The organism is Phycisphaerales bacterium, from assembly GCA_016716475.1.
In the GTDB taxonomy this organism is placed as follows: domain Bacteria; phylum Planctomycetota; class Phycisphaerae; order UBA1845; family Fen-1342; genus JADJWG01.
Window position 1 is genome coordinate 564,094 of the sequence record JADJWG010000001.1, and the last position, 19,076, is coordinate 583,169.

Annotated in this window: 21 protein-coding genes; 6 read left to right on the top strand and 15 right to left on the bottom strand. The window is 66.0% G+C overall.

The genetic code is table 11. The annotated features are described in order from the left end of the window. Positions 1-34 precede the first annotated feature (34 nt). The 12 genes from IPM18_02420 to pduL all read right to left on the bottom strand — a co-directional run bounded on the left by IPM18_02420 (position 35) and on the right by pduL (position 8,800). A complete protein-coding gene (locus IPM18_02420) occupies positions 35-1,366 on the bottom strand; it encodes an SLBB domain-containing protein (GenBank protein ID MBK9118443.1) in 1,332 nt (443 codons plus the stop codon). Next, positions 1,363-2,553: a hypothetical protein gene (locus tag IPM18_02425; GenBank protein ID MBK9118444.1), complete on the bottom strand. Its 1,191-nt coding sequence runs from the start codon at positions 2,551-2,553 to the stop codon at positions 1,363-1,365. Before IPM18_02425 ends, IPM18_02420 begins: the two co-directional genes overlap by 4 nt. A 2-nt stretch (positions 2,554-2,555) precedes the next feature. Continuing rightward, on the bottom strand, positions 2,556-2,867 hold the full coding sequence (locus tag IPM18_02430) for a carbon dioxide concentrating mechanism protein CcmL (GenBank protein MBK9118445.1): 312 nt from the start codon (positions 2,865-2,867) through the stop codon (positions 2,556-2,558). Between the two features lie 54 nt (positions 2,868-2,921). Next, complete coding sequence (locus tag IPM18_02435) at positions 2,922-3,563, bottom strand: hypothetical protein (protein ID MBK9118446.1); 642 nt, start codon at positions 3,561-3,563, stop codon at positions 2,922-2,924. Then, on the bottom strand, positions 3,560-3,829 hold the full coding sequence (locus IPM18_02440; GenBank protein MBK9118447.1) for an ethanolamine utilization protein EutN: 270 nt from the start codon (positions 3,827-3,829) through the stop codon (positions 3,560-3,562). The genes IPM18_02435 and IPM18_02440 overlap by 4 nt, the downstream gene beginning before the upstream one ends. Positions 3,830-3,925: 96 nt before the next feature. Beyond that, complete coding sequence (locus tag IPM18_02445; GenBank protein ID MBK9118448.1) at positions 3,926-5,407, bottom strand: aldehyde dehydrogenase; 1,482 nt, start codon at positions 5,405-5,407, stop codon at positions 3,926-3,928. Between the two features lie 86 nt (positions 5,408-5,493). After that, complete coding sequence (locus tag IPM18_02450) at positions 5,494-5,829, bottom strand: EutN/CcmL family microcompartment protein (GenBank protein ID MBK9118449.1); 336 nt, start codon at positions 5,827-5,829, stop codon at positions 5,494-5,496. A gap of 27 nt (positions 5,830-5,856) precedes the next feature. After that, positions 5,857-6,132: a BMC domain-containing protein gene (locus IPM18_02455; GenBank protein ID MBK9118450.1), complete on the bottom strand. Its 276-nt coding sequence runs from the start codon at positions 6,130-6,132 to the stop codon at positions 5,857-5,859. A gap of 12 nt (positions 6,133-6,144) precedes the next feature. Continuing rightward, entirely contained in the window at positions 6,145-7,320 is a 1,176-nt protein-coding gene (locus tag IPM18_02460; GenBank protein MBK9118451.1) for an acetate/propionate family kinase, read from the bottom strand. Between the two features lie 48 nt (positions 7,321-7,368). Further along, a complete protein-coding gene (locus IPM18_02465; protein ID MBK9118452.1) occupies positions 7,369-7,638 on the bottom strand; it encodes a BMC domain-containing protein in 270 nt (89 codons plus the stop codon). A gap of 31 nt (positions 7,639-7,669) precedes the next feature. Then, on the bottom strand, positions 7,670-7,969 hold the full coding sequence (locus IPM18_02470) for a BMC domain-containing protein (protein ID MBK9118453.1): 300 nt from the start codon (positions 7,967-7,969) through the stop codon (positions 7,670-7,672). Positions 7,970-7,999: 30 nt separating this feature from the next. Beyond that, a complete protein-coding gene (pduL, locus tag IPM18_02475; GenBank protein MBK9118454.1) occupies positions 8,000-8,800 on the bottom strand; it encodes a phosphate propanoyltransferase in 801 nt (266 codons plus the stop codon). A 141-nt stretch (positions 8,801-8,941) separates the two neighbouring features. Here pduL and IPM18_02480 point away from each other — a divergent pair, with 141 nt between their 5' ends. Then, positions 8,942-9,715: a DeoR/GlpR transcriptional regulator gene (locus tag IPM18_02480; protein MBK9118455.1), complete on the top strand. Its 774-nt coding sequence runs from the start codon at positions 8,942-8,944 to the stop codon at positions 9,713-9,715. A gap of 53 nt (positions 9,716-9,768) precedes the next feature. Here the strand turns inward: IPM18_02480 and IPM18_02485 are convergent, their stop codons facing one another. Both IPM18_02485 and IPM18_02490 read right to left on the bottom strand, forming a co-directional pair. Next, positions 9,769-10,803 carry an acyl-CoA desaturase gene (locus tag IPM18_02485; GenBank protein MBK9118456.1) on the bottom strand — a complete coding sequence of 345 codons (1,035 nt, stop codon included), beginning with the start codon at positions 10,801-10,803 and terminating at the stop codon, positions 9,769-9,771. 562 nt (positions 10,804-11,365) lie between these two features. Further along, positions 11,366-12,166 carry a PEP-CTERM sorting domain-containing protein gene (locus tag IPM18_02490; protein ID MBK9118457.1) on the bottom strand — a complete coding sequence of 267 codons (801 nt, stop codon included), beginning with the start codon at positions 12,164-12,166 and terminating at the stop codon, positions 11,366-11,368. Positions 12,167-12,556: 390 nt separating this feature from the next. Here IPM18_02490 and IPM18_02495 point away from each other — a divergent pair, with 390 nt between their 5' ends. The 4 genes from IPM18_02495 to IPM18_02510 all read left to right on the top strand — a co-directional run bounded on the left by IPM18_02495 (position 12,557) and on the right by IPM18_02510 (position 16,758). Beyond that, entirely contained in the window at positions 12,557-14,002 is a 1,446-nt protein-coding gene (locus IPM18_02495; GenBank protein ID MBK9118458.1) for a hypothetical protein, read from the top strand. 77 nt (positions 14,003-14,079) lie between these two features. Next, positions 14,080-14,922, top strand: coding sequence for a DUF1571 domain-containing protein (locus tag IPM18_02500; protein ID MBK9118459.1), 843 nt, complete (start codon positions 14,080-14,082; stop codon positions 14,920-14,922). Next, complete coding sequence (gene ribD / locus IPM18_02505; GenBank protein ID MBK9118460.1) at positions 14,922-16,073, top strand: bifunctional diaminohydroxyphosphoribosylaminopyrimidine deaminase/5-amino-6-(5-phosphoribosylamino)uracil reductase RibD; 1,152 nt, start codon at positions 14,922-14,924, stop codon at positions 16,071-16,073. Before IPM18_02500 ends, ribD begins: the two co-directional genes overlap by 1 nt. Before the next feature lie 244 nt (positions 16,074-16,317). Then, entirely contained in the window at positions 16,318-16,758 is a 441-nt protein-coding gene (locus IPM18_02510) for a hemerythrin family protein (protein ID MBK9118461.1), read from the top strand. On the opposite strand, the gene IPM18_02515 is transcribed toward IPM18_02510, so the two are convergent. Further along, complete coding sequence (locus IPM18_02515; protein ID MBK9118462.1) at positions 16,706-17,506, bottom strand: sugar phosphate isomerase/epimerase; 801 nt, start codon at positions 17,504-17,506, stop codon at positions 16,706-16,708. The two genes, IPM18_02510 and IPM18_02515, sit on opposite strands and share 53 nt — an antisense overlap. Before the next feature lie 331 nt (positions 17,507-17,837). Here IPM18_02515 and IPM18_02520 point away from each other — a divergent pair, with 331 nt between their 5' ends. Beyond that, on the top strand, positions 17,838-19,073 hold the full coding sequence (locus IPM18_02520) for a PP2C family protein-serine/threonine phosphatase (GenBank protein ID MBK9118463.1): 1,236 nt from the start codon (positions 17,838-17,840) through the stop codon (positions 19,071-19,073). Positions 19,074-19,076: the final 3 nt, after the last annotated feature.

Sequence of the window (19,076 nt, forward strand, 5' to 3'; positions counted from 1 at the left end):
TCCGTTCGAGCACAGCGGCCCACATCGGATGCTGTCAGTGCCCCGGGGCAGCCATAACTTCGATCCGATCCGGCAGCACCCGGCACACACCACCGATCGACGCATGCACAGTAGCGCCGAGCGCTCCCGCGGCCGGCTCCGCGACACAATCACCCACGTGCACACGATCCCCGTCCACTACGACCGGTCGCGCCGGGGGTCCCGCGTGCTGCTTCAGGGGCAACTGCACGCGCACCGGGTGCAGTTCACTCGGCACCAGCGGCCCCTCGTTGCGGAAACCCCGCAGTCCCAGCTTGTGAATCAACCGACTGATCGGCACGCGCCGGTTGTCCAGGTGCAGTGCTGCACGGTAGGGGTGCGCATCGACCTGCCACTTCTGCTTGGCGGTCGCCAGCGCCCGCTTGTTGTGCGTGCAGACGTTCTTGGGGTCGAGATCCTCAGGGCAAGCCATCATGGTGCACAGGTTGCATTCACAGCAGAACTGGGTGCCAAGGACCTGCGGCTCGAGATTCTCCACGAACCCGAGCGCGCGCATGGCCTTGTGCGGTTCAAGCGGGTGACCCAACAGGTAGCGCGGGCAGAACTCCGTGCAGAACGAACACTGATCGCAGGCGCTCGCGCCGATCTGAGCGATCGCTTTCCACGGGAGGTCATACCGCCGCACCAGGAAGTGGTCCTGCGGCAGTACCAGCAGCCCACCACAAGTTTTCGGGATCGGATCCTCCCACGCCACCGCCTGCCCCATCATCGCGCCGCCGCTCAGCAGCCGCGCCTGAGCGACCGTCGCGCCGCCCGCCAGCGCAACCACTTCGCGAAAGGTGATGCCCACCGGCACACGGACCGTGCAGGGCGTCTGCACGGCACCCGCGACCGTCAGGAATTTCGTCGTCACTGGAACATCCGCGGCGATATTCAACGCGGTCTCGACATTGATCACAACGCATCCGACCGCCAACGGCAGCCCGCCCGGTGGAACCACCCGCCCGGTCACGTCGTAGACGAGAATGAACTCGTCACCACTCGGATAACTGTCGGTCAGCGGTACGATGCGGCCCCCAGGGGGCAGCCGCGGAGTGATGTGTTCAATCACATCCTCGTACTTGCCCTTCACGCCGACCACGAGATCGCGTGCCCCGACCAATTCGGCCGCCTGTCGCAGGCCCTCCAGTACCTCGTCCGTGAAGTGCCGCAGCACCTCCTTGTCCTTGTGCAGCAGCGGCTCACACTCGGCTGCATTGAGGATGATGCACTCCGCCTCAGCCGCGAGCTTCACATGCGCCGGGAAACCCGCGCCGCCGGCACCGACGACACCGTGCCCGGCGAGGCGCGCCAGCCGTTTTGCCTTCTGCGGCGCACTCAGACTCATCGCCCGTCCCCCGTGCCGCGGATCCGCTGCCGGAAGTAGGCCAGCCGTTCGGCCCCGTTCATGGCCGCCACGACCGGCCGGTCGAGCTTGTCGGGCGCGGGTCGGACCACGCCATTCCCGCCCGGCCGGGAGCCCGGCACCGTCACACGGCCGCGCGCCCCGCCGTAGCTCATCGTCGCGTCGGTGAGCTGCAAGTCGTCCGCGAGCGCGCGGTGCGGGCGCACCCCGAGTTTTTCCAGTACGCCGTGATAGGCATGCACCGCTTCTTCGGGCGTCAGATCGCCATCCGCGATGTGCCGCAGCATGGCCACGAACGCGAGCTGGTGCTCGGCGTTGTTAATCTTCCGGCCGAACAGTGCCGCACGGGCACCATGCTTCTGGGCCTCGGCGAGCAGCTTGAAGGCGTCGTAGGTCGTCCCCGCCGACCCGCCCAGCACCCCGATCACGAGTGTCGGGTCATAGGCGGCCAGTTCCTCGGTGAACCTGGGCCCGTGGTACACCATCTTCAGGAACACCGGGCGCCCCGCCGGGGGCACACCCGCGAGCATGCGGGCAATCATGTCGTTCACGAATGCTCCGACACGGGCGGGGTCGAGCGCGTTCTGCGGCGCGTTGGGATCGAAGACCTCCAGAAAGTGGCGGAAGCCCTTCTGCTCAGCTTCCAGTCGAAAGGCCTTGTAGGCCGCCAGCGTCGCCTGGTCGAGTGCCAGGTCGTTGTTGAAGGTCACGCTGTAGAGTCCAAGACTTGCGCCGCGCACCCGCTCCTCGTCCTGGCACTCCACCCGCCCGCACTGGATGTGGTCGATCGTGGTTGTCTGGAACGGCCACGAGGGCTGCGCCGGATAAACGCCGCCACGTACCACATGGATGTCACTCGTGTCATTCGCCCGGGCGGCCGGTGTGATGGGCGAATTATCGAACAGCCGCTCCTCGATCGTCAGCAGTGCGTTCGTGTGGGCTGACATCAGCATGATGTCCACCAGCCCCTGCTGCACGACGGCCCGTATACACTCGCGGTATTCCGCCAAGCTGCGATAACGCCCCTCGTGGGTGTGCATTTCCGGGCTGCGGCCGGGTGCCGCGATGCCAAAGGCCATGTCGGCATCCTTCGCATCCGCGAGGATGAAATCACGGCACGCCGGATCGGCCTTGATCCGGGCGAGCTTGCAGTCGAGGGACTTCTCCACCATCACGCGTGCTCCTCCACACCCACCCGTTCGATCTGCACGGCATCCAGCAGCGCGGCGCAATAGGCATCAATCGGCACCGGTCGCGGGTGAAACGGCATCGCCGCCTCACGGCCTTCGCTGAACGCGACACGCGCTCCCAGTCCGGGGTTCAACTCGTCATAAACCACCAGCGCTTCAGCCACTGCCGCGCCCGCACCCGCAAGCGCAAGCGCGGGCGCGCCCAAGGGCTGAACGAGGAGCAGCCGACCACCGGCCAAACTCTCCAGCCGGTGCGACAGTGTGACGGTGCCGATCACTGCGCCGATTCGCATGTCAGTACTCCCCGCAGGTGTCGGCCGCAGGACCCGGTCTGCCGCGCTCCGCAGTCAGCATACGACGCGCTCCGTGTGCGGCCCTGCGATGTGCGGCGTCGGTGCAGGCCTCCGGCCGTCCAGGACATCCGCAATCACCGCTTCCTGGCCGAGTTCCCCGTCGAGAAACGTATCCATCAGCGCCTGCATCTGTCGTACCGCCAGCCGCTCCGTCTCCAGGATCAGGAAGTTCAGCCCCAACCGGCGCATCAGTTCGTACAGAGCCGCCGGCCGGGTGACGAGCGCGGCACGTACGCCCAGCTGGTGGTTCGCCACGCAGTTCACGATCGCCCCGTCACGCAGCAACGCGATCGCACGCCGCTGCGCGCACTTCGCCAGGTCTTCGCTCGCCACGGTGATCGCGGCCAGCAGTCCCGTCATGTGGCCGTGGCACGGCAGGAAGCGCACATTGCGCCGCCGCTCCAGGGCGGGTAACAGCATCGACACGACCGGGTTCGCCGCGTCACCCACCACGTTCACCCGCGGCCCGGCGTCCACGGTCACCTCGGCGGCGGGCGCGGGCTGCACCGGTGTACGCGTGCCGCGCAACCAGTCGGCCGCGGCGGGGGTGATCAGCGCACCAGGCGGCAGTTCAATGCGTCCCTGGGCGCGCATTTGCGCCGTCAGCGTCTTTACCGTCACCAGTGACCGCTTCATCGTGCCCACTTTCTCTGCACCGGATCCACAATGCCGACGATGGTCCAGCGCGCCGGCGAGGTCGCATCGTGCACGAACTCCCGCGCGCTTGGGCCGTCACTGCTGATCACCACCTGGTCACCGGACGCCACGCCGAGCCGGTCGAGCGCCAGCAGCGGCTCGACCGTGAGTGACCGCTCCGGCTGTACGAGCACGAGCCGCACGCCCGCGAGCGACGCGTGCTTCACCGTCGAAGTCGCATGTCCACAGACACGTCCCAGTAACACATCTACTCCTTCGCGCACCCGGCTGTTCCCCGAGGAACACCACTGCCAGCGTTCACCTGTCCAGCCCAGCGCCACCCCTCAGCGCCGCACGCACTCTCAGAAAATCCGCAGACTGTCCACCATCACGCACCGCCGGTAGCGTGTGAAGGACAGCGGGCTCGTCACGCCTTCGCCCGTGGGCGAGGCGATCGAGAACGAACAATAGCCCTGCCCGCCGACACCCAACCCGGCCATGCACGGCCCGTTCTTCACGTACAACGTCGTATCACACGCCCGCCCCATCTGCGTCAGCGTTTCCACGTCCCGCGACCAGATCATCGCCGTGTGCTTGAAGCCGTGCTCGTACTGCACCGCCTTCGCAATCGCTGTGGCCACGTCGGGGACCGCCAGCACAGGCAACAACGGCATCATCTGCTCGCAGGGCAGCAGCGGATTTCGCTCGTCCACAGGCCCGAACAGCAGCGGCACCGCGCGGTCGATCCGCACACCGATTACCTCCGCAAGTACCGCCGCATCCTGACCAATGTACTCCTTTCGCGCATGCCAGTGGCCGGTCGTCTCATCGCGATGCAGAACGCGGGTCGCCAGCTCATCCATCTGCGCCGTCGACAACCGGTGCGCCCCGTGCCGCGCGAGCGCCGCCAGCAGCGGTTCGGCCACCGCCTGTACGACGAAGACTTCCTTCTCCCCGATGCACAGGAGGTTGTTGTCGTAGCCGGCCCCCTGGATAATGCCACGGGCTGCTTTGTCGAGGTCGGCGGTCTCATCCACCACCACCGGCGGATTCCCCGGCCCGGCCACGACGGCACGCTTGCCGCTCGCCAGCGCCGCCCGCGCCACGCCCGGCCCGCCCGTCACCAGGAGCATCTGGATCTGCGGGTGCTTGAATATCTCACCGGCGGTGTCGAGCGTCGGGTTCGCGATCGTGCAAACGAGATTGTCGATGCCGATCTGCTCGACAATCGCCTGATTGAACCGCCGCGTCGCCTCCACCGCGCACCGGGCCCCATTCGGATGCGGGTTGCACACGAGCCCGTTACCCGCGGCCACGATCATGATGGCGTTGCATCCCAGCGTCGGCACGCTGTGCGTGACGGGCGTCACAACACCTACCACGCCGTAGGGCGCAAACTCGGTGACGGTCAGCCCGTGGTCGCCGCTGGTCGCCTCGGTCCGCAACAGCTCGACCCCCGGCACGGATGCCGCCAGATCGAGCTTCTCAAACTTGTGAGCCAGCCGGCCGATGCGCGTCTCTTCGAATTCCAGGCGGCCAAGCTCCTCCTTGTCGCGCCGCAGTACCGCCCGGATGGCGTCCACGGCCGCGGCCCGCGCCCCGACCGGGCTCTGTGCCAACTTCCGCTGCGCCAGGCCCGCCGCCACCACCGCGGCATCCACCCCAGAGAACACGCCGAATGAACCTACTGCCGCCTGTTTTCCACTCGCTGCGGCAGCCGCCGGAGAAGAAATCCTTTCGCGCACTTCACCCACCCCCCGCGCATCTGTACCCAATCGCCGCAGGACCTCACCTACGACGTCCGCGATGAGTGCCTCGTTCACCGTGCCGTCAACACTTCGCATGGTTCACCTGCAGATTCGCACCCGCACCCACATCACCATGCACACGAAGTGCAAGGAGTAGAAGCATAGGTTGCTGGTTGCGCCCGTCACTTCGGCCCCTTGTGACTCTCGTCGAGCTCCGCCCGCCCGAGCACGCGCTCGCCCAACCGTACGCTGTCAACAAGCCCGATCACAATGGCATCCACCGGCATTTGCCGCGTGCGCTCCGACAAGCGCGCCGAGCTGCCCTGCGTCACGAGCACAAACTCGCCGAGACCGGCTCCCAACGCATCGATCGCCACGAGCACCTTGCCCGTGCCACGCAGCCCGGGCGTGCCAGCCCCGGCTGCGTTGTAGGCTTCAACCACAAGCAGCTTGGCATCCGCCATGGCCGGCTCTTTCTGCGTCGTCACCACGTGGCCGGTGACCTTGCCGATGAACATCACGCTGCTCCTTCACGCCCCGCGGCGCTACTTGCCGGGCACCAGCTTGTCGATCTCATCATGCGGCCGCGAAAGCACTTCGACAGATAGCACCTCGCCGAGTCGCGCAGCCGCGGCCGCACCGGCCTCCGTGGCCGCCCGCACCGCCGCCACGTCTCCGACCAGCGCCACACTGACCAATCCTGACCCCGGCGTGCGGAAGCCCGCCAAGCTCACGTTCGCCGCCTTGAGTGCCACATCCGTGGCCTCCACGGCCGGCACCAGGCCGCGCGTCTCGATCAATCCAAGCGCCTGCTTCGCCATCGCTTGCTCCTTCTACGCGGCCACCGCCGCGAGCACCGCCCGCGTCTGTCGTGCCACGATCAACTCTTCGTTCGTTCGAATCGCCAGCACGCGTACCGCCAGACCGTCGCGCGACAGCGTCGCATCCGGCTGCGCCTGCGCGTTGCGCTCCAAGTCCAGTTCGATCCCAAGAAATGCCAGCCCGGCACACACTCGCGCCCGAATCTCCGCCGAGCGTTCTCCGATGCCGCCGGTGAACACCAGCGCATCGAGTCCACCGAGCACCACCAGGTACGATCCGAGGTAAGCTCGCACGCTCTCCACGAATACATCCCGCGCGAGCGCCGCCCGGGCGTGTCCCGCCGCGGCCGCCGCGAGCACCTCCCGCATGTCATTGCTCACGCCGCTGATGCCCAGCAGCCCGCCCTCGCGCGCCATCCGCGCCAGGAGGGTGTCAAGATCCAGGCCCGTGCGCGCCCGGAGCGTCAGCAGCGCGTACGCGTCGAAATCTCCCACGCGGTTGTTCTGAGGCAATCCCGATTGCGGCGTCAGCGCGAAACTGTTCGCCATACTCTGCCCCGCTGCAAGGGCACACACCGAACTGCTGCCGCCCAGGTGGCACGACACGATGCGGAGGTCCGCACGCCCCAACTCCCGCGCACAGTACTCCGCGACATAGCGGTGCGAGGCCCCATGAAAGCCATAGCGCCGCACGCCGTACGCCTCCGTCCATTCCTGCGGAATCGCAAAGGTCGTGCGAGCCGCGGGAATCGTGCGATGAAAGCCGGTCTCGAAGGCGGCCACCAGCGGCACGCCCGGCACCTGCGCCGCGCAGGCCCGCATCGCCGCCACGTAAGCCGGGTTGTGCGCCGGCGCCGCGTCGGCGAAAGTCTCCATGACCCTCAGCACCTCCGGCGACACGGGTACGACTTCTGGCAAGTCGCCACCATGCACAGCTTTGAAACCGACCGCATCGATTCGCAACTGCCACCCTTGCAGCGCCGCCAGGCAGTGCGCAACGGCCGCCGCCTGATCGGCGACACGGGCCACGCCCTGCTCAGCAGTCCCGGCACCGCACCAGAGTGCGACCTGCGCCTCGGACCGGCCGATCCCCTCGATCGCCCCCTGCGCAATGACGTGCTCATCCGCCATGTCGAACAGGCGGAACTTGAACGAGGTGCTGCCGATGTTGACCACGAGGATGTTCATGGCCCTACCATGCCGGCGCTGCGCCATCCCACCGGTGTGCCCCGTGGTCTACTCGCCATATGTCGCCAGCAACGCGGCGTGGGGCTGGGGGATCACGTGCGCCGCGACCAGTTCGCCCACTTCGTGGGCCGCCTCCGCACCAGCATCAACGGCGGCCTTCACGCTGCCCACATCCCCCTTGATGATGATCGTGACGTACGCCCCGCCGATCTCGATGCGCCGCACGAGTTGGACACTCGCCGCCTTGCACATCGCATCCGTCGCGCGCACCGCCGCATTGGTGCCGATCGTCTCGATGAATCCAAGTGATTCCTGCATGTTCCTGCTCCCATGGCGCCTGGTGGGCGGCCTACTTGGCGCCCCGCTTCACTTTCGTCTCCGGATACAGCCCGCTCAATTCCTCGTGGGGTCGCGGAATGATGTGAGTCGCCGTCACCTCACCGACTTTGGCTGCCGCCGCTTCCCCAGCCGCAATCGCGGACTTCACGGCCGCCACCTCGCCCGCGACAAAGGCCGTTACGAGTCCTTTGCCGACCTTGCGCCACCCCAGCAGCTCCACGTCGGCCGTCTTCAACATTGCGTCCGTCGCTTCGCACAGCGCGACCAGTCCGCGCGTCTCCACCATGCCCAATGCCGCTATCGCCGCCATCACAGTTCTCCTGTCGCCATGTCGGGGCGACTACTCCACCACGCTGCCGTGTGCGGGGCGCTCGAGCCGCACGCCCGTTGCACCCGGCAAGTCACACGCATTGCCTTCATCCGAATCCAGGTGCACTTCCAGCTTGAAGCGCGGATCGACGCGCACCATCACCCCGCCCAGGCGCAAACCGCAGGTCGGGTGCTCGATCACAAGATCCAACCCGGCGCCGTGTGCTACCCCGTAATCCGCCGCATCGGACGGCGCCATGTGTACATGCCGCTGGGCCCGGATCACACCCTGCTCCAGTACGAGGTGTCCGCGCGGTCCGAGCAGGATGCAGCCCGGCGTGCCCTCGATCTTGCCGCTCATCCGTACCGGCACATCTATCCCCAACAGAATCGCGTCCGAGAACGCCAGTTCGATTTGCGTCGCCGGCCGAACCGGACCCAGGATCCGGACCTGTTGCAGCATGCGCCGCTTCGGACCGACCAGGTCCACCGTTTGCGCGCTTGCAAACTGACCCTCCTGATACAGCCACCGCAACGGTGTCAGCTCCGCCCCAGGTCCGAACAGAATCTCCAGGTGCTCTTGTGTGATGTGCATGTGCCGCACGGAGATGTTCACGACCAGTGGACGCGCACCCGGCCTGCGCTGGGACCCCGGGCTCACCGCCATCCCCTCGCGCGGCGGCGGGCAAACGCCCGCCACCGGCCGATGTTCCGTCGTCGGCTCTTCTGCGCGCCGCCGCACCCCCAGCCGATCGCGAACCACGTCCGCGACAATCCGCGCAACACGGTCGCGGTCGATCTCCAGCAGGGGTGGTGAGACACGGGCCGTCATGGTGCTTCCAAAGATAATCGGATTCAAAACACAGAAATACGCAGTGTATACGTTGATAAAAACAATAAATAACACTATAAACGGGCATAGTCAACTGTGGAATCCAAGAACACCCGGTTTTTTGCTCCCATGGGTGAAGCCATGGCATTACTGCCCCCCCAGCGCCACCGCCGCATCCTCGGACTGCTCACCCAAGCGGAATCCGTGCGCGTTTCTGAGCTTGCGAAAACCCTGCATGTGACGGAGGAGACCATCCGGCGGGATTTGCAGAAGCTGGAAGAGTCCGGTCGCCTCGTGCGGACTCATGGTGGCGCCACCGCTATCGCCGGCGGCAGTCGCGATCTACCCTTTGAAGTCCGTCAAACTGCCAACCTCGAATTGAAGGTCGCAATCGCCCATCACGCTCTTAACTACATCTCCGAGAATGATATTATAGGACTAGATGCCAGTTCGACGGTCTTTGAACTGGCGCGCCGCCTTCCCGACTGGCCTCTGACCGTGGTCACGAACTCGCTGGTTGCGACGGCCGCTCTCAGTACTTCCACGAATACCCGCGTCGTATCCACCGGAGGAATGCTCGATCCACGCTCGCGCTCCTGGACCGGTCTGCTCGCGGAGCACGGCCTCGAACGGCTGAATATTCACAAGCTGTTCATGTCCACACGCGGGATCGATTTGGAACGGGGGTTGAGCGAGGTGGACGACCAGCAGGCCCGCATGAAACGGCAACTCATGGAGCGCGCGGACAAGGTCTTCCTGTTGGCGGACCACAGCAAGCTCGGCGTCCGCGCGGTGGTCGGACTGGCCGCACTCACGGAGGTCGACGTCGTGCTCACAGACGCCGACGCCGAGGAGAGCTTTCTCATCGCCCTGCGCGCGGCCGGCCTCGAAGTCGAACGCGCTCCACGCGTATAGCATTCAGCGCGGCATGATCCCGCGCATGCGGATATTCGCCTAACTGTTGCGGATCAGGCGATGGCGCTGGGGGGCGGCGCGACGATCGGTGGTGTCAAGACAGGCGTCACCGGCGCAGGCGCCAAGTCCGTCGCCGGGCGCCCCATCCGCCGCAACCAGCGATAGTGCGAAGCGATGCCTGCACGCAGTGTCGCGTGCGCGCGGTAACGCACACCGAACTCCCGGCAGGTTTCCTCCACCAGCGGAGCGAGGGCCGGGTAATGCACGTGGCAGATTTGCGGGAACAGGTGGTGCTCGATCTGGAAGTTGAGTCCACCCACGTACCACGAGAGCAGCCGGTTCTGCCGTGCGAAGTCAACCGTGGTCTCCACCTGGTGCGCAGCCCAACTTGAAACCATCTGGCCGTCGGCGGTGGCCGGCAGTGGAAACTCGGCCTCTTCGACGCAGTGGGCCAACTGGAACACGACGCTCAACACCACCCCCTGCACGAACGACACGAGGCCATAGAACGCCAGCACCAGCCACCAAGGATGAAACAGCATCGGCACCCCCAGTGCCAACGTGAAGAACACGAGCTTGCCGGTGAGCAGCATCAGCAGCGCCTGCCCCTGGGGGCGCGGGATCTGGTGAACACCGATGCGCCCACGAAGTGCATCTCTGAAATCATCGTACCAGTGCCACTTGACCGCGAGAAATCCGTACAGCACCCACAGGTAGAGGTGCTGGAACCGGTGATACCAGAGCCGCGGCTGGTGGGGTGACAGGCGCCCGAGAAACCCCACGTTAATGTCGTCGTCGTGCCCCGTGATGTTCGTGAAGCTGTGATGGATCGCGTTGTGCTTCCGGGCCCACATGTACGAGCTGCCACCCAGCAGGTCGAGAGTGTGCGCCGCGAGCCGGTTCACCCAGGCGTGCTCCGAGTACGCCTTGTGGCTGCCGTCATGCTGTACGTTGAAACCCACCGCCGCCACCGCCAGCCCGAGCAATACCGCGATCGGTAACGCGACCCACCACACCGGTCCCCCGAATACCAGCGCACTGTAGGCCGCAATCACCACCACAAATACGATGACCGACTTCGCATACATCCGCCCCGCATCCCGGGGCCGACAGCCCTGGCTCGCAAAGTACCCGTCGACTCGCCCACGCAGTGCCACCCGAAAAGGATCGCGGCCGGCAAAACGTGGCCGGCCGGCGAGCGCAGCGGTTCCGCCGTTGCCCTCCGTAGCGCCGTTTGTCAGCGTCATGGTACCTCGTGTGTACTGGACCGTCGGAACGCTACCCGCCGCAAGTGGCAGGTACCTCTTCGGTTCCGGGGGGGAGTTCAGGACTCAACCGCCATTCCCGGATGTCAAGGCGGCAACCCCTCCCGGTCGTCCGGTTCGTCCTCCGCAGCACTGGCTGCGGACAAACAGGCGAACACGGGCTTGTTTCCGCTACGAGCCGCGGATGCTAGCGCCGTGTTGCCCGCCATGCAAGGGGTTTGGTCGTCGGTACTCGTCGATCATGTTCCACCTACCCTGCCAGGCCGTCGCAGGTTAGGCCTAACACAAACGTCCCAGGTCAAGCCCGCGCGCAATAAAACGCCCTCTCTGGCCGCACGTAGCGACGAAAGAGGGCGAGTCGATGCACTCTTCGACAAGATCCGGACTAGCGGCGTCGCAATGTCAGCAGTACCAGACCCACGCCGAAAGCGAGGATACTGGACGGTTCCGGCACCACGCGGACCTGGAGGTCATCGTGATAGCCGATGCCGGCGCGTGCCACCGTACCGTTATAATCCGCACCGAGGTTGATATTCCACGAGTTGAGCCCGGCGCCATTCGAGTTGACGAGGTTCACCGCGGCGTACGGGGCCGACCAGATCTCGGTGAGACTGGCATCGTAGACCGCCGCGCCGCCACCCACTCCATCATAGGTCAGGACAACCTTGACCCAGTTGCCAACCAGTCGCGGATCGGTGAACACGCCCACACCCGAGTACGTGGAGGACCACGAGGTGCCGGCCCGAATGGTGCCATTGCCACTGATGGTGAGTCCGAGATTCGTACTGCCCAGCGTTCCCGCGCCTGAGTTTACCGCGTACACGCCGTACAGGCGGTCCAACCCGGAGCTCTGATCGACATACACCCACGCTGAAATCTCCAGCGGCGTGGCCGGGGAGATCGCACCATTCTGTCCGTCGAACGATCGGCGCACGCTGTAGAAGCTGTTGAGCGCGCCGCTGTTGTCCCACTTCAGACTCTGCGCGCCGGTCCGGGCAAAACTGTTCTGGATCGCCTGCGAGTTTCCTGAGCTCGAACCGTTTACCCAGCCGTCCTGGGTGGCGATACTGCCCAGCGCAAACGGCGGATTTTCGAAGCTCGTGCTGTAGATGCTGGCGTTGGCGCTCAGCACGAGCACACCAGCGAGCACGACGGTCATGCCCACGTTCCGAGTAAGTCCTCTCATGTCACTCCTCCTGTGAATGTAGCCCTGAGATTGTCGGCCATCGATCCACGTGAGCCGCCACAGGCCCTTGTTGACGTGTTTTTTCTCGTGGGACGGCCTCGACTACCCTGCATCATAGCCACATCCGCTAGTTAACTCAATACAAATGCTGCCATTACGAAACGCCGCGCGCATGGTCCGAAAACTACCGGTACACCCACGCCCTGCAACGTCATCCCCTGGCGGCCTCTTGGGAATGCCGGCACCGGCACGACCACCACCACCCCAATCGTCAGAAACCGGCCCGCGCCCGCCGCTGCCCGTGCGACCACTCCGTCCCGACGCTACGCTACCACCACCATGCTTCCACCTTTGGACTCAGGAAGAGCGTATTGCCCCACGTACGCTCCCGTGACCTCCCCCAGCGGGCTTCTCGAATCACGCCGGCTGCTTTCGATTGTGCTTCTCGCAATCACCGGCGCTGCCGCGACTGCGAGCGACTTGCGCTACGCCCTGCAATCTGGCGATCTGTTCGTATATGAGCACCGGGCCGTTTCTGACCCACCCGGGGTCCCTGCTGAATCAGTCGCGTCGGGCGCGGGTTTCCAGAACACGCGTGTGCGCGTGTGGTGCCTGGGCAGCCGCGGGGACCGCCTGCGTATGCTCGTTGACTGGCACCGGGTGGCCGCCGGAAACCTCCCCGCGCTGCATGGGGCTATACTGCTCGAGATGGATGCCGCCGGCCGCTACACCGTGACGCCGGAGCTCGCGGCGCGCCTCGAGCCCGACGCCCACTTGTTGGAGGTGTTGCCCCCCCTTCCAATCGCAGGCGGCTTGACGACCGCGTGGGGCGCCGCCATGGACGTGCGCGGCTACGAGTATCGCTATGAGCGCGCGCGTGAAGTGACAGCCCCGGAAGCAACGCAGATCAACTTCAGCATGACCGAATCCACCTGCGGCCCCGGTGGCACCGTCGGCGGAGGACAGTTTGCGTGGGACGGGCAGAAGGCCATCTCAGGCACCAGTTGGCTCACGGAGGGCACCGGCACAACGACACGTCACACCTGGCGCCTGATCGGCACACGACGACAGACACCCGCGTGGGCTGAACGCCGCCAGCGCGAAGCAGACCGATTGCTTCAAACTTGGCGAAGCGAAGATCGGTTGTTGCGTGAACTCCTCACGCAACCCGAGCAGCGTGCCACCACGTTCGCACAGCTCGACCGAATCTGGGCCGCGTTCGGTTCCGACACAGACGCGGCCGACGGCTCCCCGTTGGCGGAGCTGGCCTCGGCGCGCCGGTCCGCTCTGTACCGCGAGCAGAACACAATCGTGCGAGACGCCGGGCTGGTCCAGCGTTGGACGGGCACTCCAGTGCGACCATGGACCCTCCCGGACCTGGCGGGCAAGGCACGTACGAGCGAAGAGCTCCGGCGCGGGGTGGTCCTGGAGATCTGCTGGGATGAGGGGCGGGCGTCTCGACGGGCTCTCGCAGCACTGGGAGCGCTGCGCGAGCGTGACGTGCAGGTGCTGGGCTACGCGATCCACCGCGATCCCCAGCAGATGCAGCCCACGGCGGCGCAGTGCGCGCCGGACCTGGAGCAGATCTGGGCCCGGCCACTGCTCTGGGCCGACGGCCTCACCGACGCGGATCTCCATCGACTCGCGCCGCTCGTTCGCGTAGTGGACCGCAACGGACGCATACGCGGGGTGTGGTTCTGTTGGCGACCCGACCAGGACGGCCCACTACGACTGGCGCGCGAGTTGGTCGCCGAACCCGCACCGCCATCTCCGCGACGCGCGCCGGCCGGACTCCGGCCGCTGCCACCGGAGCGGGCCGCCGCACCCGCGCGGTGAACGCCAGAAAGCGGTACTCTTGCACCTGGTTCGCGGGTTTCATGTTCCTCCTCAGTGGAAAGGTACGGGACGCAGACATGCGGCTTGTCATCGCAGTGGTTGGGGCGGCGTTGAGTTGCCTGGCGGGGTGTGCACAACGTGGGACCGCACCCGAGCCGGTGCGTCCGATCACGACGGAGCTCACTGCGGCCGAAGCCGAAGAGCGGGCGGAGGTGGTGCGGCGCGACCCCCGCACCTACCTGCGCACCGTGTACCTGAATTGCACTGGGCTGGCGGAGTACACGCTGGTCTTCACGCGGCAGGAGCGACGCGGCCTGCTGCGCACGCTGACGCCCCCGGAGCGCATCCAGGTTTGGTTCCGCCGCGCACCCTTCAGCGTTCGCATGAAGTGGCTCGACGAAGACGTGAAGTACGGCGAGAGTGTCTTTGTACGCGGGCAGTTCGATGACCAGGTGCGCTTCGTGACGCGCCGCTGGTCGCCACCGTTGCTGCCCCCGCCGCAGGTCAACCGGGTGGCGGTCAACGTGCCCGCGATGTTCGGCGAGGCCCGCCGCCCTGTCACGGACTTCGGCCTCGAGCTGCTCATGGAACGTACGCTCGCCACTTTCACCGCCGCGCGCGACGACGGATTGCTTGTGTACGAGGGTGTCGTGACCCACGCCGGCACCGGGCGGCGCGCTCATCGCCTGCGATTGGAATACAACCCGAACAAGTTCCCCGTACCGACCCAGGAACTCTACATCGACGTCGCCACGGATCTGCCACTCGGCACCGTCCTGCGCCTGGCCAATGGCCAGCTCGATGCGTCCTATACGTACGCCGAACTCGACACCACGGTGCGCCTGACGGAGAACGACTTCCTGCTGCCGCAGGAGCGCGAACAGCGCGATCGCAAGGGACGGGGCGGTGAGGCCTCCTGATGCCGAAGCCGCGTTCTACTCCCTCCGACGAAGCATGGATGCGGCACGCGCTTGCGCTCGCCGGGCGCGGTCGGGGCTTCGTGGAACCCAACCCCATGGTGGGCTGCGTGCTGGTGCGCGGCGGGAAGCGGATCGGCTCGGGCTACCACCGGCGTTTCGGGGGGCCCCATGCCGAGGTGGAGGCCCTGCGCCATTGCGCGGTGAATCCCCACGGCGCCACCGCGTACGTGACACTCGAACCCTGCTGTCACCACGGCAAAACCCCGCCCTGTACCGACGCCCTCATCGCGGCGGGGATCCAGCGTGTCGTCGCGGCCATCACGGACCCCTTCTCCAGTGTGGCGGGGGGTGGATGCGCGGCGCTGCGCGCGGCGGGAGTCACGGTGGAGGTGGGCCTGTGTGCGGCGGAGGCCGCGGCGCTCAATGCCCCGTACCTCAAGCGTGTCAGCACCGGCCGGCCATGGATCATCCTCAAGTGGGCCCAGTCACTCGACGGCCGCATCGCCACGCACCGGGGCGATAGCCGCTGGATCAGCGATGAACACTGTCGCCAACACGCGCATCGCGTGCGTGCGAACATGGACGGCATCATCGTCGGTGTCGGCACGGTGCTCAGCGATGATCCCCTGCTGACCTGCCGCTTCGTACGTCCGCGGCGCAGCACTACCCGCATCGTGCTCGACACGCATCTGCGGACGCCGCTGCGCAGCCAGTTGGTACGGACCGCAGCAGCAACCCCGACCTGGGTCTTCTGCGGCCGCAATGCCAGCCCGGCGCGCCAACAGCAGCTTGAAAAGTTCGGCTGTCGGGTCACGCGGGTGGCTCTGCACCGTGGCCGAGTGGGGGTGCGCGCGGTGCTGGACGCCTGTGGCCAAGCAGGTATGACCAACGTACTGGTGGAAGGCGGGAGTGCCGTCCATGGCACCTTCCTCGATGGTGGCTGGGCCGACGAGCTGCACGCATACTTCGCCCCGTTGCTGCTGGGCGGAGCCGGGGCCCCGGGTGCGGTGGGCGGCCAGGGTGTCGCGACCGTGGCCGATGCGCAGCGCTTCGCGAGCCCACCAACATGGCGCCGGCTCGGCCACGGGTGGCTGGTGCAGGGGCGACTCCAACCGCGGCGCGCCGCCGAACACGGACTCCAGATGTGTTAGGCCAAGGCGCGCTTCGGTCGTTGTGAAACCTGCGAAACACCCCCAGCGAAACCTGCCATCCACTGCCACCGCGCGCACCAGGGAGTCTAACGCCGTACCCTTGGAATTCATTTGTTATCAGTTCCGGGAGCAATTACGCCCGGTGGCTCTCAGGAAGCGCGGCCACTCTGCCGATCTGGGCTTCAGGTGCAGCCCGGGGGTCCAGGGCTGCAACGGGATTGAAGTCCGTGGAGGATTCAGGCCGTTGTTCGCATGGGATGAAACGCTTTCGATCGGCATCTTGCGGTTTGACCGTGAGCACCAGGCGCTCTTTGCGCAGTTGAGCAAACTGCACGACGCGATCACGCAGGGTTGCTCGCTGCATGTTCAAGAGCGCATCCTGCGTGAACTGGTGCGCCACGCCGTCCAGCACTTCCGCAACGAAGAACACTTCATGCGCTCGGCCCAGTACCCGGGTTACGAAGCTCATGCCATTGAGCACCGCAATCTTGAACACAAGATCCTGGACCTCGAGCTGCGCATGCAACGCAACGCAGGCAGCATCGAGTCCGAAACACTCGCTTTTCTCCGCAACTGGGTCGTGCAGCACATTCAGGAATGCGACTCGAAGCTAGCCACCTGTGTTCCAACGCCTACGTCGCACTGCTCCAGCGCGCCCGCATCCGCTGGGCCATCCACAAGCTGATCTCCCACAGGTCCGTTACCGGCTGCCGGGTCCACGGGAGCGTCGGCAGGTAATCGGGCGGACCGAATTCCGGGTCAAAGGTAAGCTGGGTGCGTCCCACGGCCGCGCCCGCAGCCCGGATCGCGTCCCACCATTCCTCGTGGCGCGCGACACGGTGTGCATGCTCCGGCGCGCGCGGATCGTTCACCTGCGCGGCTTCCTCCCAGCCGATGCGCCCGTGGATGTGGATTGCGCGGGGGATCATCACTTCGAGAAAGTCCTGCATATTGTCGAGCAGTGATTCGCAGACATTGCAGAAATGGCTGAAGTCGGCGCAGATCTGCACTTCCGGCACGGCCTCGAGGTATGCGGACGTCTGCCAGGGGTTGCACAACATGCGGCCGCGATGCGTTTCGTGAGCCACCGCCACGCCCAGATCCGCCTCGATCCGGACCGCTTCGCGGAGAAAGCGGCAACCTTCGTCAAACGGCGTGCGGTCACGCAGGGCATGCAGGGTCGCACACACCGGTCGGTAGGGCACCAACCGCTCCAGCTCTCTCCGGTAGCCGGCGATGTCGTCCACAAAGAACATGCCGACATACGTCAACCCGTACCGCGCACAAAGCTCCTGCCACTCGGCAGCGGAAACCTCCGGGCAGGGGCATTCGACCCCGTCGTAGCCCGCGGTCCGGATCCGGGCGAGTTTCTGCTCGAGCGTGGCGGCGGCGGGCTCATAGCCCCAGAGCGATTTCACGAACTTGATCTGCATGCGATCCTCCTGCTGGGGGGCACACCCCGCGGTGAGTGTAGGAGCCCACTGCCCAGCTCGCGAGTCCCGCCATCTCGTCATCCACCCTGCGCCGTAGGGGGCCTGGCCCCTGCGCGGCCAGCTCACCAGGTACGGCACACTCATTCGCATCACCGGCGTGCCGACTGTCGCCCACTTTATGAGACGCCCTGTTCCACCCGGGGGTTGCAATCAAGCTGCCCCCCGATCACGTCGAAGGCACATATGGGAGCCGGTTCGCGCTCCCGCCGGTGAAGGCGCGATCTGGAGATCACGCTGCCGATCTACGTGCGAGCCGAACTCTCCGCTGCCCATGTCACAAGCGCCGCGCGTATACCTATTCGACGGTGGTGGTGCCGAAAGTAACGCACTCGCCGCCCGGCTCGCGCAATGCGGCCTTGCGCCGTTGGCGGTACCTGCCCGGGACGCGGGTCAAATCGCGACTGCCCGTGCCGGCAGCGACGTGGCCGTCCTCCTACTGGGCCGCGAGCACAGCGCGGAAGCAACCCCGCTCACACCCGTGCTGCGCGAACTGGTGCGTACGCACGTGGCGACCGTCGTCTGCGGCGGAGATCCAGCGCTGCGGCGCGAAGGTGGCCCCCTGATCGAATGGGTCGCCGCCGATGCCTCGGTTGACGAAATTGCCGGCAAGGTCGGGACACTCGTGCAGTACAGTCCACTCGTGCATGCCCTCGAGCGTGAACTGACGCACTTGCAACGGCTCGGTGAGCAGCTCAACCGTTATTTCAGCGAGATTGACCAGGAAATGCGCATGGCGGGTCGGCTGCAACGCGACTTCATGCCGCGCGAGTTGCCCGAAGTCGGTCCGCTGCACTTCGAGTTCGTCTTCCAGCCCGCCACCTGGGTCAGCGGTGATCTCTACGATGTCTTCCGCATCGACGAGCACACCGTCGGGGTCTTCCTCGCGGATGCCATGGGACACGGTGTCGCCGCCGGCCTCCTGACGATGTTCCTGCGCTACGCCCTTGTGACCAAGCGCATCACGGGCAACCACTACGTGGTTGTGCCGCCGTCAGCCGCACTGGACCATCTGCACCGTTGCCTGCTGCGCCAGAAGCTGCCAAACGCGCAGTTCGTGACGGCCGTCTACCTGACGATTGACACTCGGACGGGCCAATGCCGCCTCGCGCGGGGTGGACACCCATACCCGCTGCTGGTCGACACCGACGGTGCGGTACGTGAGCTGCGCTCCAGCGGCAGTCTGCTCGGGATTGCCGATATCCCGGTCGAGTTCGAGGAAACGAGCTTCACGCTCTCCCCGGGGCAGAAACTCGTTCTGTATACCGATGGCATCGAAGATTGCCTGCTCACTCCCGGAACCGACGGTGACATGCCGCGCTTCAGCCCGTACCTGCTGTCCTGGGCGAAACTCCCGGCCGCCGAGCTGGTGGGCAGCGCGCGCGAGTTTCTCGCCTGCCGGGAGGGCTCGCTGCACCCCCACGACGACATGACCCTGCTGGTGGTCGAGATGGGTACCGCCACCCCCTTCCCGTTGACCGGGCCCCTCCCAGAGCGCCCGCCGGTCTGACCG

Coding starts and splice junctions, on each gene's coding strand:
- IPM18_02420 (MBK9118443.1), bottom strand. CDS start 1,366: ATGAGTCTGAGTGCGCCGCAGAAGGCAAAACGGCTGGCGCGCCTCGCC.
- IPM18_02430 (MBK9118445.1), bottom strand. CDS start 2,867: ATGCGAATCGGCGCAGTGATCGGCACCGTCACACTGTCGCACCGGCTG.
- IPM18_02435 (MBK9118446.1), bottom strand. CDS start 3,563: ATGAAGCGGTCACTGGTGACGGTAAAGACGCTGACGGCGCAAATGCGC.
- IPM18_02445 (MBK9118448.1), bottom strand. CDS start 5,407: ATGCGAAGTGTTGACGGCACGGTGAACGAGGCACTCATCGCGGACGTC.
- IPM18_02450 (MBK9118449.1), bottom strand. CDS start 5,829: ATGTTCATCGGCAAGGTCACCGGCCACGTGGTGACGACGCAGAAAGAG.
- IPM18_02455 (MBK9118450.1), bottom strand. CDS start 6,132: ATGGCGAAGCAGGCGCTTGGATTGATCGAGACGCGCGGCCTGGTGCCG.
- IPM18_02460 (MBK9118451.1), bottom strand. CDS start 7,320: ATGAACATCCTCGTGGTCAACATCGGCAGCACCTCGTTCAAGTTCCGC.
- IPM18_02465 (MBK9118452.1), bottom strand. CDS start 7,638: ATGCAGGAATCACTTGGATTCATCGAGACGATCGGCACCAATGCGGCG.
- IPM18_02470 (MBK9118453.1), bottom strand. CDS start 7,969: ATGGCGGCGATAGCGGCATTGGGCATGGTGGAGACGCGCGGACTGGTC.
- pduL (MBK9118454.1), bottom strand. CDS start 8,800: ATGACGGCCCGTGTCTCACCACCCCTGCTGGAGATCGACCGCGACCGT.
- IPM18_02480 (MBK9118455.1), top strand. CDS start 8,942: ATGGCATTACTGCCCCCCCAGCGCCACCGCCGCATCCTCGGACTGCTC.
- IPM18_02485 (MBK9118456.1), bottom strand. CDS start 10,803: ATGTATGCGAAGTCGGTCATCGTATTTGTGGTGGTGATTGCGGCCTAC.
- IPM18_02490 (MBK9118457.1), bottom strand. CDS start 12,166: ATGAGAGGACTTACTCGGAACGTGGGCATGACCGTCGTGCTCGCTGGT.
- IPM18_02500 (MBK9118459.1), top strand. CDS start 14,080: ATGCGGCTTGTCATCGCAGTGGTTGGGGCGGCGTTGAGTTGCCTGGCG.
- ribD (MBK9118460.1), top strand. CDS start 14,922: ATGCCGAAGCCGCGTTCTACTCCCTCCGACGAAGCATGGATGCGGCAC.
- IPM18_02515 (MBK9118462.1), bottom strand. CDS start 17,506: ATGCAGATCAAGTTCGTGAAATCGCTCTGGGGCTATGAGCCCGCCGCC.
- IPM18_02520 (MBK9118463.1), top strand. CDS start 17,838: ATGTCACAAGCGCCGCGCGTATACCTATTCGACGGTGGTGGTGCCGAA.